This is a genomic window from Mycobacterium sp. 23, from assembly GCF_048287075.1.
Taxonomy (GTDB): Bacteria; Actinomycetota; Actinomycetes; order Mycobacteriales; family Mycobacteriaceae; genus Mycobacterium; species Mycobacterium gordonae_B.
The window spans coordinates 4,428,794-4,442,922 of sequence record NZ_JBLVUX010000005.1 but is presented as its reverse complement, the minus strand read 5'-3'; the positions used below and the strand labels follow the sequence as shown (position 1 = coordinate 4,442,922).

General features: G+C 68.5%; 14 protein-coding genes. 9 read left to right on the top strand and 5 right to left on the bottom strand.

Going from position 1 to position 14,129, the window contains the following annotated elements; translation table 11 throughout:
• Positions 1-76: 76 nt before the first annotated feature.
• Positions 77-1,822, top strand: a complete 1,746-nt coding sequence (locus ACNQS7_RS21720; protein ID WP_418014160.1) for a hypothetical protein — start codon at positions 77-79, stop codon at positions 1,820-1,822.
• A complete protein-coding gene (locus ACNQS7_RS21715) occupies positions 1,819-3,177 on the top strand; it encodes a CHAT domain-containing protein (RefSeq protein WP_418014159.1) in 1,359 nt (452 codons plus the stop codon). Before ACNQS7_RS21720 ends, ACNQS7_RS21715 begins: the two co-directional genes overlap by 4 nt.
• Positions 3,178-3,179: 2 nt before the next feature.
• Here ACNQS7_RS21715 and ACNQS7_RS21710 read toward each other — a convergent pair whose 3' ends face one another.
• Positions 3,180-3,554, bottom strand: coding sequence for a hypothetical protein (locus ACNQS7_RS21710; RefSeq protein WP_418014158.1), 375 nt, complete (start codon positions 3,552-3,554; stop codon positions 3,180-3,182).
• Positions 3,555-3,638: 84 nt separating this feature from the next.
• On the opposite strand from ACNQS7_RS21710, the gene ACNQS7_RS21705 reads away from it, so the two are divergent.
• The 6 genes from ACNQS7_RS21705 to ACNQS7_RS21680 all read left to right on the top strand — a co-directional run bounded on the left by ACNQS7_RS21705 (position 3,639) and on the right by ACNQS7_RS21680 (position 8,439).
• Positions 3,639-4,967, top strand: a complete 1,329-nt coding sequence (locus tag ACNQS7_RS21705) for a hypothetical protein (RefSeq protein ID WP_418014157.1) — start codon at positions 3,639-3,641, stop codon at positions 4,965-4,967.
• Positions 4,964-6,067 (top strand): hypothetical protein, encoded by a 1,104-nt coding sequence (locus ACNQS7_RS21700; protein ID WP_418014156.1) that lies wholly within the window; start codon positions 4,964-4,966, stop codon positions 6,065-6,067. The genes ACNQS7_RS21705 and ACNQS7_RS21700 overlap by 4 nt, the downstream gene beginning before the upstream one ends.
• Positions 6,068-6,097: 30 nt before the next feature.
• On the top strand, positions 6,098-7,156 hold the full coding sequence (locus tag ACNQS7_RS21695; RefSeq protein ID WP_418014155.1) for a dihydrodipicolinate reductase: 1,059 nt from the start codon (positions 6,098-6,100) through the stop codon (positions 7,154-7,156).
• Between the two features lie 35 nt (positions 7,157-7,191).
• Complete coding sequence (locus tag ACNQS7_RS21690) at positions 7,192-7,380, top strand: CsbD family protein (RefSeq protein ID WP_418014154.1); 189 nt, start codon at positions 7,192-7,194, stop codon at positions 7,378-7,380.
• Positions 7,381-7,449: 69 nt separating this feature from the next.
• Positions 7,450-7,623, top strand: a complete 174-nt coding sequence (locus tag ACNQS7_RS21685) for a CsbD family protein (RefSeq protein WP_055580265.1) — start codon at positions 7,450-7,452, stop codon at positions 7,621-7,623.
• Positions 7,624-7,788: 165 nt separating this feature from the next.
• Entirely contained in the window at positions 7,789-8,439 is a 651-nt protein-coding gene (locus ACNQS7_RS21680) for a cutinase family protein (RefSeq protein WP_197419946.1), read from the top strand.
• Here the strand turns inward: ACNQS7_RS21680 and ACNQS7_RS21675 are convergent.
• On the bottom strand, positions 8,434-8,583 hold the full coding sequence (locus ACNQS7_RS21675; RefSeq protein WP_418014153.1) for a hypothetical protein: 150 nt from the start codon (positions 8,581-8,583) through the stop codon (positions 8,434-8,436). The two genes, ACNQS7_RS21680 and ACNQS7_RS21675, sit on opposite strands and share 6 nt — an antisense overlap.
• Before the next feature lie 18 nt (positions 8,584-8,601).
• Entirely contained in the window at positions 8,602-8,988 is a 387-nt protein-coding gene (locus tag ACNQS7_RS21670; protein WP_418014152.1) for a PPOX class F420-dependent oxidoreductase, read from the bottom strand.
• Between the two features lie 131 nt (positions 8,989-9,119).
• On the opposite strand from ACNQS7_RS21670, the gene ACNQS7_RS21665 reads away from it, so the two are divergent.
• Positions 9,120-10,106: an SDR family NAD(P)-dependent oxidoreductase gene (locus tag ACNQS7_RS21665; protein WP_418014151.1), complete on the top strand. Its 987-nt coding sequence runs from the start codon at positions 9,120-9,122 to the stop codon at positions 10,104-10,106.
• On the opposite strand, the gene ACNQS7_RS21660 is transcribed toward ACNQS7_RS21665, so the two are convergent.
• Together ACNQS7_RS21660 and ACNQS7_RS21655 are read right to left on the bottom strand one after the other, a co-directional pair.
• Positions 10,103-10,882 (bottom strand): SMP-30/gluconolactonase/LRE family protein, encoded by a 780-nt coding sequence (locus ACNQS7_RS21660; RefSeq protein WP_418014150.1) that lies wholly within the window; start codon positions 10,880-10,882, stop codon positions 10,103-10,105. The genes ACNQS7_RS21665 and ACNQS7_RS21660 overlap by 4 nt on opposite strands.
• Complete coding sequence (locus tag ACNQS7_RS21655) at positions 10,879-14,034, bottom strand: adenylate/guanylate cyclase domain-containing protein (RefSeq protein ID WP_418014149.1); 3,156 nt, start codon at positions 14,032-14,034, stop codon at positions 10,879-10,881. The genes ACNQS7_RS21660 and ACNQS7_RS21655 overlap by 4 nt, the downstream gene beginning before the upstream one ends.
• Between the last annotated feature and the right edge of the window lie 95 nt (positions 14,035-14,129).

The window sequence follows — 14,129 nt, the reverse complement described above, 5'->3', positions numbered from 1 at the left end:
GAGGGACGGTTCGGAGCGGCGGACGTGCACTGCACGTCCGCCGTTCCGGACTGGACGCAGGACTTATGATGCAGCCGTGTCGATCTCCGACGACATCGAGCGTGCGCTCGAGCAGGCCCACAGCCTGGCGTTTGCGGCCGACGAGGCCGCGGCCCGGGAGCTGCTGCTGTCGCTGATGCCGCGGATCGAGCAGGAGGATCGCGACGATCTGCTGCTGGAGGTCTTTGCTCAGCTCGGCGCCGTGTACCTGGTACGGGGAGCCAATGACGGTGTGCGCGAATGCATTCAGCGCATCCGGGAGCCCCTGGCGATCTATCGGGGCATTCGGGCCGGCGCGCTGCCGGAGGCGGCCGAGAAGGTGCGCATGTCGCAATCCGAGATCGACCGGATGATTTGCCGCTACTCGCGACGGGCGCAGTTCCTGCAGACCGGGTTGGCCGCGGCCGAGGGCGACCATGAGCAGGGCCTGGCTGCCCTGGATCTGCTGAGCGAACCCGGCCCCGATCTGGCCGATCTGGCCGACGAACACGCGAACCTGATCACCCACGCCCGGGTCCTGTGCGCGACGGCATTGTGTGACGATGACCTGCACCTGCAGTCCGCTCCGATGTGGGAACAGGTGCTCGAAGTCCTGGACCGGTCCACCGCCGGCACCGAATATGCCGAGTACATATGGGTTCTGGCGGCCACCGGGTACGGACGATTCTGCATCGAGACCGGGCGTCTACCGGAAGCCGAGCCCTGGTTGCGTCGCGCGGGAGCGCGTGCCGAGGCCAGAGGATGGCAACTGGCCGACGCACGAACGAAATTGGAGCGGGCGGCGGCCTGCTGGTCGGTCGGCGACCACGTCATGACCGAGCAATTGGCCTCGGAGGCTTATCAGGTGATCAGCGGATACGCACGGGCACACGACGTGTCCCGCTGCTGGCTCTACCTCGGCCTCACCCGTCTCGGCAGCGGCGCCCTCGAAGAAGCCGACCGGTGCTGGGAACAGGCCGAACAGCATTGGCGTGAACTGGGCAAGCCCCTGTACCTACACCGCATCCTGCTGCAGCGCAGCTGGATTGCGATTTTCTGGGGACGGTTCGCCGAGGCTGTCGAGCTGATCGCCCAGGCCCGCGAGCTGCTCGACTCCTCCCCGCGCAGCAGCTGGCTGCAGTACGCACTGCTCGACAACCACCTCGGCACGGTGTGGCGGGCCGATGCGTTGTCGGACATGGGATTCGACGGATCGGGCGACCCGGAGGAATCGTTGCAGGAAACCGAGGCACGACAGGCCGAGTCGCTGGGAATCCTGCGTGGCGAAGTAGGCACCCCCGAGTATTGGCGCGCGATGAAGAAGCTGGAACAGGCCGCCGAACTCAAGGTGCCCGCCGCACTGGCCGTCGACTCGGTGCGTTATTCGATCGCAGACGCCGATGCACGATCACGCTGGGCGGCACGCATTTCGGCACCCGTGCTGGCAAGCGCCTTCGCCGTCGCCTGGGAGTGGGAGAACACCCAACTGATCAGCGAATTGGTCGAATACCACAGCGCGCGCGGGACTTTCAACGCCGAACACCAGGAGCGCCGGATCGGCGAGTGGGAGTCGATCGCCGCTGCGCCGGGGTTCATCGAAGCCGGCGACGAACTCACACCGGCCATCGCGGCTGCGGGTCCGTCCGGGGCGCAGGGGGATTCGCTGACCCGGCTCGGACCGTTGCCCCCATTGCAGATGCAACCCGGGACGACGGCAATCATGAGTCACTATCGCGAATTGGCGCTGCAGCGGTACGGCCATGCGGTCACCGCGCCCGAGCCGGCGTGGGCGACCTGGCCGTGAGCGATCCTGACCGGCAAACCCTGGTATTGCGGTATGCCGACGTGGGGATCGCCACCTACGCGAGCCTGTGGGTCGTCGGCGAGCCGTCGCGAACCGTCAACTGGGTGGTGGAAGAGCCAATCCTGTTGGCTGCCTTGGAAGAACTGGGCGGGGCCCTACCCGAGCCGCACGAGGGCGAATCCCGTCGCGACGCCATCGAGAGGGCGCTGTCGCGCGGGGCGTTCGCAACACCGGATACCGAGTTGACGGCGGCTTACATTCTCGGGGTGTTGCTGATCGGTGCCGCCGGCTGGCAACTCCTGGCGGAGTGTGCCGAGTCGAAGCGCCCGGCGCTGTTCGTCTCCCCCAGCGCCCGGCTGGCCCGGGTGCCCTGGGGGCTGCTCGCGCTGCCGAAATCCGGACCCAGCAAGGAGGAACTGGTGCGGGCCCGCCAGGACGCGATCACCGCCAGCGGCCGGGTCGCGGCCCGGATCCCCTGGCAGCTGGTCAATGTCACGGAACATACCGACGGCTACCGGCTGATGGAGCTGGCCGAGGTGCTGTTGGCGGTGCCGCAGAACATCGTTCACGCGCCGCGCACGGCCGCGCGCTGGGACGACAGGCGGGACGGCCCTCCGATCCTGATTCTGGATCCCCGCGTGCCGGGGCAGCGGCCGGACTCGGCCCTGGGCTCGGTGCTCGGCAGGCCATCGGAGCACACACCATTGGCGCGGCACTTCGCCGAGCTGATGCAGCGGCGCGCGGTGTTACCCCACGCCCGAAGTTCGGTTGAACTCTTCCGCCGCCAGGACGCTGACCGCAGGTGGCTGGCGGAGTTGTTGCTCGAGAATCCGAGCCGGCTGGTCTATGTCGGACATGCCAGCTCCGCCGATGGCGAGTCGGGCCGGGCCGATGGGGCGGCGCTGCATCTGGCGTGTACCGCGGCCGTACCCGGCGACGCGGCGGCCATCGGCAATCACCGGCCCTTGACCGCATCGGATCTGATGTCGCTGCGCCTGCCGATGCCGCCCCGGGTGGCACTGTTGGCCTGCGCCTCGGGCGGCGACTACCAGTTCGACGAAGCGACCGGACTGGTCGCCGCGATGATCCTGGGCGGGGCGCAGTTGGTGACCGCGACCCTCTGGTCGCTGCCCACCACCGCGGCGTATCGCCAATTCGCCACGCCCATCGGCGATCCCGACCCGATGGCCGATGTCGTAGCCGCCGTCGATGCGGCGCACCAGGAGCCCGATGCCGGGTGCGCCGTAAATCGTTGGCAGCGTGCGCAAATGCGCCGCTGGCGGGACGGGGATGTCACCGCCAGCCCGGTGCACTGGGGCGCGCTGGTCACGTTCGCCGTTGACGGTGCGCGATGACGTCAGACCAGCGCCAGACCCGATGCCCGCACGGCCAGCATGTCATCCGGCAGCGAAAGCTGTTCGCGCGCGGCGGGATCGAAAGCGACCAGCATCACCAGCCCGGGACGTAGGGTGGACAGGTCCGCTTCGGATTCGTGGTCCGCCAACCGGCCGACGAAAGTGTCGCCGTGCACGCTCGAGACCTCGATCCAGATCTGGCGCTCTCCGCCAACGACTTCCGGTTGGTCGTCGACGACCGTGCGCACCGTACCCACCCCGACGGCAAGGCCGTCCGAGCCGCTGCGTACCCGGCGGGCGATCCGAGCGCCCCACACCGCGGAGATCGCCGCGGCGACGATACCGGCCACTGCTGTCCACAACTGGTTGCTGTTCATGCCATCAGCTTCGAGGCACCCGAGGGCTACCGAACCCAACTTTTCGAGTACCGGAATTTTTGCCGGTGCCCCTATTCTGTGGTCATGAGCGCCGATCCGCAGGCCCAGCCTGCCGCCGACAGCCGGGTGGCGGGTCAACCCCGCCGCGCGGTGATCGACCGGGCCTGGCGCGCAATCGGTCCCGGCGTCGAGGTGCTCAGCAGCGATGACGGCGGCCCGCTGACCCGCACCGTCAAACGCATCATCGACCCGCTGGTCCTGCGCCTGCGGGCCAACCCGCAGTTCTCCACACCCGTCGTCGGTGCCGACACCGCCGCCGAGATGCACGACCTCATCGTCGGTAACGGCGCTCAATTGCGTTTCGCCGCAGCCTGGTTCGAGGTGCTCAAACTCGAGCGTCGCAGGCTGCGGATTCGCAGCGGCAACGCCCAGGAACTGTACTTCCCGGTGTGCTTCGAGCTGGCGGTGACCAAAGGCGCACCCACGCCACAAGATCGCGAGGCCGCCGCCGCGGTCCTGCACGAGGTGCACCAGGGCCGGGACCGCACCGCGATCGAGGTGCTCAACGACTACGTGGCCGATCCGGGCGTCGTCGCCGCCCTGGCGGCTCAGCTGGAGGCCAGCTGGGGCGACGTCCGGGCCGAGGCGGCGGTGGTGGAACCGTTCCTGGCGGCGCTCAGCACGGTGCTCGGCCCGGCCCGGAGCCACACCGCGGCCACGGCTCGCCAACGGGTGTGGTCTTCGGTGATCGCTGATGCCACGCCCTACAACCTGGGCGCCCTAGTCCGGGTGGACGGGGCCGAACTGCCGTGGTCGATCGTCGAACTCGGCCTGAGTTCCGTTGCACCGCAACGACAACCGCGGGTGGTCGGCGGCTCCGACAGTGACCGGCCGCTGGATCGCGCGGTGGTGGACCGGGTGCGTTCCACGCTACGGCGGGCCCTGGACCGCGACGCGTTGCCGGATGTCCCGTTGCTGTGCGAAGAGGAGGTCGACCGGGCCTGCGCGCCGTGGGGGCTGCTGGCCGAGGACAAGCAGGCAACGCTGGTGGCGGGCATCGAGGTTGCCGGCGAGCTCGCGCCCCTGGACCGGTCGGTGACCAGCCGTTATGCGCTGGCCGCGCAGATCCAGGCGCGGCTGCGCAAGGAGGCTTACGTGTTGCATGCGCGGCGCTATCTGGCCGAGGGCGGGCCGATCCATCCGCGGCAACAGCAGGTGGTCGACGACCTGGCCAGGTATCGGCAGCCGTATCTGAGCCGGCTGTGGGCGCGGCTGCACGGACGCGATGTGTGGCAGGAGCCCTGCGAGGACGTCGACGACGTGCGATCGCTGCTGGAAGGTGTGGCCAGGTCCGTCAGCCTCGACCATCGGCAGCGCATCAAGTCCATGCTGGAACTGCAGGTGGCCGGATGAGACTGGTGGGGTCCGTGGAGCAGCCGCTGCCGCTGGTGGCGGTCCTGGAAGTCAGCGGCGCGGTGCTGACGTGGGTCGTCGACGATCCGGCCGGGGCTGACGCCGCGCAGATCAACTTCATTGACGCCGCCCGCGCCGACTGGCTGTGGCAGGTGGTCGGCGCCTCGGGCCACGTCGCCCTGCTGTCGTCCGCCGGGGAAGCTCAGGAAGCCGGCAGCCTCGACATCGCCCCGGGATCGCTGGCCCCGCTGCACCGCCTGGCCCTGGGGCATTGGCTGCGGCGCTGGTGGCCGGCGAGCCAGCGCGACGGCATCCCCGCCCTGGACCGGGCCCTGCTCGACGCCGAGGTGGCGCTGCTGACGGCCGGCGCCCAGGGCTATTTCACCGACGACACCCTGGATTCGGATGTGTCCCAACTGCTCGCTCCGCACGCCGCGGCCCTGACAGGCCACGCTTTCTCCGACGATTCGCGAGTGCGCGAAATGGTCCGCGCCGGTGCCGAGCTGGCCGACGAGGTCGGCCTGGAAGGCGAGGACTGGGCGGAACTGTCGGTCGCAGTGGAGGAATCGGCGACCGCACTGACCACGCCTACCGGGTTCCGTGACGACTACGCGCTGGCGGCCGGTTCGCAGGCGGGCGCCGGCCCGCGCGCGGCGATCGGACGCGGCGTCGCGTCCATCAACTGGGGCGCGGTACCGCCGGGCATCTTCGACGCCGCCGAGGACACCGTCGACTGGATCGTCGAGGCGGCCGGTCCGGCCGTCGTCGCCGTGGTACGCGCGGCCGTCATCGGCCCCGAGCCGGCCACCGATGTGGCGGTCCGGGTCCGCTCCGGCGACATCAGCGGCGCCGGCGCCCTGGACGCGGGCGGCCGGGCCACCGTCCCCCTGGTCGACGGGCAGCGCGGCGGGCTGACGGAATCGGTGGCCTGGAACCACGATTGGCCGACGACGTCGGTGATCATCGGCGCCCCGATGAGCGAGACGAGCGAACCGCGGGAGGCCCGGGACCGGATTCGCGCCTGGGTGCGGGCCCGGCTGGACCAACCACCGCCCGATGCCTACCTGGCCGAAGTCTTGGCGAGCGAGTCTTCCTATTGAGAGTTGCCCCCGCTTCCCTATGCTGAGCGAGTGCCCAACACTTATCGCGTCGTGCAGTGGACCACCGGGAATGTCGGCAAGAGCTCGCTGCAGTCGATCGTCGCCAACCCGCAGTTCGAGCTGGTCGGCTGTTATGCGTGGTCGCCGGACAAAGCCGGCCGCGACGCCGGCGAACTGGCCGGCATCGAGCCCACCGGCGTGGTCGCCACCAACGACGTCGACGCGCTGCTGGCCCTGAAGCCGGACTGCGTGGTCTACAACCCCATGTGGATCGACGTCGACGAACTGGTCCGCATCCTGTCGGCGGGCGTCAACGTGGTGACCACGGCGTCCTTCATCACCGGACACAACCTGGGCGACGGTCGTGACCGCCTCGACCAGGCCTGCCGGCAGGGCGGCTCGTCCATGTTCGGTTCCGGGGTCAGCCCGGGATTCGCCGAGTTACTCGCCATCGTGTCGGCGATGGTGTGCAACCGCGTCGATAAGGTCACCGTCAACGAGGCCGCCGACACCACGTTCTACGACTCGCCGGACACCGAACGCCCCGTGGGCTTCGGCCAGCCGATCGACCACCCCGAGTTGGCGCAGATGGCCGAGAAGGGCACCGCGATTTTCGGCGAGGCGGTCCGGCTCGTCGCCGACGCGCTCGGAATCGAGCTCGACGAGATCCGGTGCGCTCCCGAGTTCGCCCAGACCACGGCCGATCTCGAGATGGCGTCGTGGACCATCGCGGCGGGATGTGTCGCGGGCGTCTACATCAGCTGGCAGGGCATCGTCGCCGGCCGCAGTGTCATCGACCTCAACGTACGGTGGCGCAAGGGCCAGACGCTCGACCCCGACTGGAAAATCGACCAGGACGGCTGGGTGATCCAGATCGACGGGCAGCCGACGGTGACCACCAGGGTCGGCTTCCTGCCGCCTCCGTATTTCGAGGCCACGACGCTGGCCGAGTTCATGGCACTCGGTCACATCATGACGGCGATGCCCGCGATCAACGCGATCCCCGCGGTGGTCGCGGCGGCCCCCGGCATCGTCACCTACGCGGATCTTCCGCTGACTCTGCCCCGCGGCACGGTGCCCACCAAATGAGCATGAAGCCGCCGGTCAGCGGGTATCCACAGCGCATGGCTACCAACAATCGATTGAGCAACACAGCGCAGTACTGGGGCGGCAGGGCCAAGGAGACCCTCGGCCGGCTTTCCGGCAACCGGCGCACCCGGTACGAAGGCAAGCTGGACCAGGCCAAGGCCAACGTCAAGGACACCGGTCTGGACATCAGAAACGCATTCCGGCGCCGCCGGGCTCGGTACTGAGGGGTTTCGGAACCCGGCACATTCGGGTACATCCCTGCAGTCAGCCGATAAGCGAAGAAGGAGCCGCGCATGAGCGCCGAAGACAAGATCAAGAACAAGATCGAGGACCTGGGTGGTAAGGCCAAAGAAGGCGTCGGCAAGGCCACCGGCGACCGCAGCACCGAGAACGAGGGCAAGTTCGACCAGGCCAAGTCCAGCCTGAAGGACGCCGGCGAGAAGGTGAAGGACGCCTTCAAGAAGTAGCGTGCTCGCCGAAAGGCGTTGTTCGACAATCGCATAGAGCTGCCCCGCGCGGATCGGCCGAATCCGCGTGGGGCAGCTTCAATGATTGAGCCAGCGATTTCTGGCTATCCCTTATTCATGGTTGGTTTTAGACGCCCGCTGGCCGCTGCCGGGGCACTGGTGGCGATGAGCGGTTCCCTGTTGATCGGCGGGCCGGTACCGGTAGCCGCCGCCGCGCCCTGTCCTGATGTCGAGGTCGTGTTCGCCCGCGGCAGTGGCGAACCCCCGGGCGTGGGCGGCGTAGGCCAGTCGTTCGTTGACTCGCTGCGATCCGACATCGGGCCGAAATCCCTTGGTGTGTATGCGGTCAACTACCCCGCCAGTACCGACTTCGGCAGTAGCGACTTCCCGCTGACCGTGATCGACGGTATCCGCGACGCCGGGTCGCATATCCAGTCCATGGCGTCGAGTTGCCCCAACACCAGAGAGGTGCTGGGCGGCTACTCCCAGGGCGCGGCGGTGGCCGGCTTCGTCACCTCGGCAGCCGTGCCGGCCGGGGTACCGGCCGCCGCGGTTCCCCAGCCGCTGGCGCCGGAAACCGCGAATCATGTTGCCGCGGTTGCGCTGTTCGGCACGCCGTCACCGCAATTCCTGAGCCAGTACAACGCCCCGCAAATCGCCATCGGCCCGCTCTACCAACCCAAAACGATCGAGCTGTGTGCCGACGGAGACACCATCTGCAACGGCGGCGGCACCACCCCCACCTTCGCGCACACCACCTATCCGGTGAACGGAATGACCGGGCAGGCGGCCGACTTCGCCGCGGGCAAGCTATAGCTCGTTCCGGTCGTCCTCGTCGTCGGTTTCCGGAGTCGGAAGCGGCGGCGACGTCTTCAGCCAGTCACGCAGCCGAAGCAGCCCGTTGATCACGATGGCGAGACCCAGCAGGACCAGCGCCACGACGATGATTGCGGTGGTCACCACACCATGGTGACAGGCTCAGGCGGCGGGTTTCACCTCGAGGCCGACATGCACCTTGTCGATGCCACCGCGCACGATGGAGTGCGGCAGAAACCACCAGGCGTGGTACCAGTAGCGCCGCAGTACCGCGTTGTAGACCTGCCGTGTCTCCGACTTCGGCAGAACGCGGGCCACCCCTTCGACATCCTCGCTCTTGGGCTTGCCCAGCGACCCGCTCTTGGCGATCGTCACCCGGGGAGTGTTGCGAATCCGCTTGACCTTCCACGACTCGTCATCGGTGATGATCAGCAACCGGTCGCCGTCGGGCACGCCCCAGATCGCGGTCGGCTTGGGGCGACCGTCCTTGGTGAAGGTGGTCAGCAACAAGTACTTAGACTTGATGACATCTGTGAATCCGACGGCCACGTTTGCCTCCTGGCTCAAATTTGACCAGGTAAATACCCAATGCGCCGGGCGCAGAAACCGCCGCACGCTGTGATGCGGCGCACCACCACCCCAGCGAGCGGCGCCGGGGCCGGCGGTTGCAGAATGCCACCATGCACGTTCTGGTTACCGGAGGCACGGGTTTCGTCGGCGGCTGGACCGCCAAGGTCATCGCTGATGCCGGGCACGACGTCCGGTTCCTGGTGCGAAAGCCCGAACGGCTGCAGACATCTGTTGCCGCACTGGGCGTCGACACATCGGACTTCGCCGTCGGTGACATCACGGACCGCGACTCCGTTCGTCAGGCGCTGCAAGGCTGCGACGCGGTGGTGCACAGCGCAGCGCTGGTCGCGACGGATCCGCGCCAAACCGCCCAGATGCTCGCCACCAATATGGAGGGCGCACGCAACGTCCTGGGCCAGGCCGTGCAGCTCGGACTCGACCCGGTCGTGCACGTCTCGAGCTTCACCGCCCTGTTCCACCCGAATCTCGAAACGTTGACCGCGGACCTGCCCGTGGTCGGCGGGACGGATGGGTACGGAACGTCCAAGGCGCAGGTCGAGATCTACGCCCGCGGGCTGCAGGACGCCGGCGCACCGGTCAACATCACCTACCCCGGAATGGTGCTGGGCCCGCCGGTCGGAGATCAGTTCGGCGAGGCCGGCGAAGGAGTCAAGGCCGCGTTGCAGATGCACGCGATCCCCGGACGCGGCGCGGCCTGGATGGTGGTCGACGTCCGCGATGTGGCCGCGCTGCACGCGGCGCTGCTGGAACCCGGACGCGGGCCACGCCGATACATGGCCGGCGGCCACCGGCTCCCGGTCGCCGCCCTGGCGAGAACACTCGGCGAGGTCAGCGGCACCACGATGGTGCCCGTTCCGGTACCTGACACCGCCCTGCGGGCCGCCGGATCGATCTTCGACTTCGTGGGACCCTATCTCCCGTTTGACAACCCGATCACCGCCGCGGGCATGCAGTACTACACCCAGATGCCGGAATCCGACGACTCGCCCGCCGAGCGTGAACTCGGCATTCATTTCCGCGATGCCCACACGACGCTCGCGGATACTGTTGCCGCGCTTGATGATTCAGAACACTAGCCGACTGGGATCGCGGCGGCCGGGATCGGCACTCCCCGCACCCCCACGTCGATCCGGAGCAACGCGCCGATCGTGGTGACATAAATTACGCTGCCTGCGAAGGCGAGCGAGGACACGAACCGTCCGGGCACTTCGACGACCTCGTCAAGGCTGCCGGCAGAGTCGAAACGTGCGATGCCGCAGCCACTTCCGAGCGCCGCCCAGACGCCGCCCTCGACGTCCACCGCCAGCCCGTCACACTCCCCGCGGGGGGCCCCGGCGAATTCCGACGCGCCCCCTGGTCCGATGACGCGTACCCGCGCCGCCGCGTATTCGCACACGTACAGTTGGCTGCCGTCCGGAGCGTACCCAACACCGTTGGGCCACAGCAGGTCTGACACGAGAGGCCGGCTTGTGCCGTCGGGCGAGATCTGCACCAGTTCGGTGGGTCCGGCCGTCTCACCCCGCGCGGGCTGATGTCGCAGGACGCCGGCGACCACCGACCCGTCCGGAGCCACGGTCAGATCGTTGAGTCCGGTGGCGCCGTCGGCCGACCATACCGTTCGCAACCCCGCGGGTCCGGCGTGGGCGAGATCTCGCCCGCTGACCAGCAATCCGCCGTCGGCATGCACCGCGATGCCGCCGATGCCCCGCCGCTTTTCCAGCACTTCCGACACACCCTCGTCCGACCACCGGTAGACGCCGCCGGCCGTCGTGTTGGCGAACAGCACCGAGCCGTCGGGCAGCGGCCGCGGCGCCTCGAGAAGTCCATCCGATTCCCACAGGACTTCGGTCACGGCATCGACTCTGCCCAGACGATGTGCCCCTCGAACCCCAGCGCCACCGCCATCGCGAGGTAGCGGTCGGCCAGCTGCGCGTATTCGTCGGCGTGGCCGTTGGCGCGGGCCAGCATCGCCCGCATCCGCAGCAACCAGATGTCGCGGACCGGCAGTTCCTGCTCGTGGCGTTGCTCGGCGACGGTCTTGATCGCGGCCGTGGCTTCGGCGACATCACTGTCGGTGCCTCGATCGAGCAGCGTCTCAACCAGGACCGCGGTGGCGGGGATACCCCAGGTCAGCAGCTGTCCTTCGCGGACCAGATGCTCGACGACCGCCCGCAATTCGGCGATCGCGTCATCGCGGTACCCCCGTCGCGCCCGATCCCGCGCCGAGTAGACGTTGACGATGGGCAGCTCGGAGAGATTGTGCCCCTGCCGCTGGAACAGTTCGGTGACCTCGGTGAGCAACAGCTCCCCGCGGTCGTGCTGCTCGGCGGTCTCGCGATGCACCAGAGCGACGCCCAGCGTCAGCCGCGCGAAGGCCAGCGCGAAGTTGTCACCTGACCGCTCGGCGATGCGCAGTGCGCCCTCGATTTCGCGGACCGCGCGGACGTCGGGCCTCAGCACACCGGCCGGTATCGCCGGAAAGTAAACGTAGGCAACGGCTCTGGCGTAAGACAACGGGTCGGCTCGGCGGGCCATGTCCAGACCCTGACGCAGGTCGTCCCGCCAGCCGGCGCGCCCCAGGCAGTAACAGGCGATCGCCCGCGTGGTGTGCGCGATGGCCAGCGGTGACCCGATGATGAAGTTGCCGCGGGCCGGATCGCCGTCGGCCAGGTCGATCACCCGCTCGGACCACTGCAACACCTGGGACCACTCGGCGCTCTCGCCCTTGGCGTAGATCGGCGCGAAGGACAGCCCCACCGTCAGCGTCGGATCGTCGACCGCCTCGATCAGCGTCATCGCCTCGGACGCCAGCCTCGACGCCTCGCGGATACGCGCCTGGTAGGCCAGGCCGATCACCATCCCGGCCATGGCGATGGCCAGCGACGCCTTGTCCCCCGCCGCACTGCACAACTGGCGCAATTCCTCGAACCGGTCGCCGGCATCGGCGTGCACCCGCCATGCGACGCCGCACAACATGGTGCGCGGGGCGATGCGCAACGCCGCCCGGTGCGGCACATCGGCGGGCAACGCATCGGCGATCTTCTGCGCGCGTTCCCAACTCAGCAGTGCCGACGCGATATCGCGATTGGTTGCCCAGTTCGCCGCCCGCATGTGCCAGCCATAGGCGGCGAACCCGTCTCCGGCCGCTTCGAGGTGCTCGGCGATCAACACCGCATGTTGATCGACCGTCTGCGGCTCCCGCGCTTCGATGGCCTCGGCCAGTCGCCGGTGTAACCGGGCCCGGTCGGCTTTCAGCTGGGCTTCGTAGGCCACGGTCCGGATCAGCGGATGGCGGAATGCGTAGGCCGGGTCGGCGGTGAACCGCACCTGGTGCACCAACTCGGCGGCCAGGAGTTCCTCGATGCTGGGATCGACGCCGAGGCTGGTGAGCAGGTCGGCGGAGAACCGGGACCCGATGATCGCCGCGGCGCTGAGGGTGTGTTTGGCCGCGGGGCTGAGCCGGTCGATGCGGGCGGCGATGGTCGCCTGCAGGGTGGGCGGCACGCGTACGTCGGCGACGTCGGTACGGCAGACGTAGTCGCCGCGCTCGCCGCCGAGCACGCCCCGCTCGGCGAGTTCGCGGGTGATCTCCTCGGCGAACAACGGGTTGCCCGCCGCGCGCGCGGCGATCACGTCGCCGATCGGTGCGACGGAGGGATCGCGGCCCAGCAACTCGGAGACCAGCACCGAGGCCTCGGAATCGGTGAGCGGTGCCAGTGCGAACGTCTGGGCGCCGGCGACGAGCTGCAGCGCGCCCTGGTAGTCGGGGCGGTACGTGAAGAGCACGATCGAGGGAGTCTGGGTGACCACCGTCAGCAGATCCGCCAGCATGGATTCGCTGGCGTCGTCGATCCAGTGCACGTCCTCGACGAGGAAGATCGCCGGCTGGGTCCGCGCGAGTAGATAGGCGTTGAACAACGCGGTCAGCCGGCGCCGGCGCGCGTCCGGGTCGATCTTGGGCAGTGTCACCTCGGGGTCCGCGACACCCAGCAGATCGCACAGCAACCACAGGTCCTGCGGGTCGGCGTCGGGCATGCCCTGCTGAACACGTTGACGCGCCGCCTCGTCGGCCAGCCCGTTCGTCTGACTGACCGATCGCAGCAGACGCTCCATCACCCGGAACGGGACATCGGTGGCGTGCGATTCGCAAAAGCTGCCGAACACCTCCAGGCCCCGGTTCTGCGCCAGCCGGACGGTCTCACGCACCAGCCGGGTCTTCCCGATGCCGGCCGGACCGCTGATGCCGACGACCGACCCGCGGCCGGCTGCCGAGCGATCCAGCATGGCCGCCAGTGCCGCGACTTCCCAGTCGCGGCCGACCAGTGTCGACACCGGGACGTCGGCGCGTTCCTCGGGCGTGGTTACGCTGAGCAACTCCCGACCGGTAAGCGCTTCGTCGGCGCCTTTGACGTGAACCCGCTGCGGCTCACCCAGCACCGTCGCACCCTCGACCAGTCGTGCCGTGGATTCGCTGACCATCACCCCACCCGGCGCAGCCACCGACTCCATCCGCTGGGCAATTCCGACCTGCTCGCCTACCGCGGTGTAACCCAAAGCGCCGGAACCGATTTCACCGGCGATCACCTCGCCGGAGTTCAGGCCGATGCGCAGTTGCAGCGCCACATCCCCGTCGAGTTCGGCCGCCAATCGTCGGGTTGCGTCCTGGATTCCGAGGGCGGTCAGGCACGCCCGCAGCGCGTGGTCCTCCAGCGCCGCAGGTGCGCCGAACAGGGCCATGATGCCGTCGCCGGTGAACTTGTCCACCGTGCCGCCGTAGCGCTGCACCACCGCCGACGCCCGGGTGACCAGTTGAGTCATGATCTCGCGCAGACGTTCCGGACCGACCGCCGCCGCGATGTCCATCGAATGCACCACGTCGGCGAACAACACGGTCACCTGCTTGTACTCCGCCTGCGAATCGGCCGACGAGACCGGCGCGCCACACCCGTGGCAGAACCGCGCGTTTGCCGGCGGTTCGGTGCCGCACTTGCTACAGGCCGCCACGGCTTGTCAGATTAGTGCAATCGAACTGTTGTTGGGGGACCAGGAAATGAGCGACGCGACCCACCGCGGGGACACCACCGGGTTGCTGTGATCGA

Excerpts from the sequence above, each read along its gene's own strand:
- ACNQS7_RS21710 (WP_418014158.1), bottom strand. The coding sequence starts at position 3,554 with ATGAACAGCAACCAGTTGTGGACAGCAGTGGCCGGTATCGTCGCCGCG.
- ACNQS7_RS21680 (WP_197419946.1), top strand. The coding sequence starts at position 7,789 with ATGAGCGGTTCCCTGTTGATCGGCGGGCCGGTACCGGTAGCCGCCGCC.
- ACNQS7_RS21690 (WP_418014154.1), top strand. The coding sequence starts at position 7,192 with ATGGCTACCAACAATCGATTGAGCAACACAGCGCAGTACTGGGGCGGC.
- ACNQS7_RS21665 (WP_418014151.1), top strand. The coding sequence starts at position 9,120 with ATGCACGTTCTGGTTACCGGAGGCACGGGTTTCGTCGGCGGCTGGACC.
- ACNQS7_RS21705 (WP_418014157.1), top strand. The coding sequence starts at position 3,639 with ATGAGCGCCGATCCGCAGGCCCAGCCTGCCGCCGACAGCCGGGTGGCG.
- ACNQS7_RS21700 (WP_418014156.1), top strand. The coding sequence starts at position 4,964 with ATGAGACTGGTGGGGTCCGTGGAGCAGCCGCTGCCGCTGGTGGCGGTC.
- ACNQS7_RS21685 (WP_055580265.1), top strand. The coding sequence starts at position 7,450 with ATGAGCGCCGAAGACAAGATCAAGAACAAGATCGAGGACCTGGGTGGT.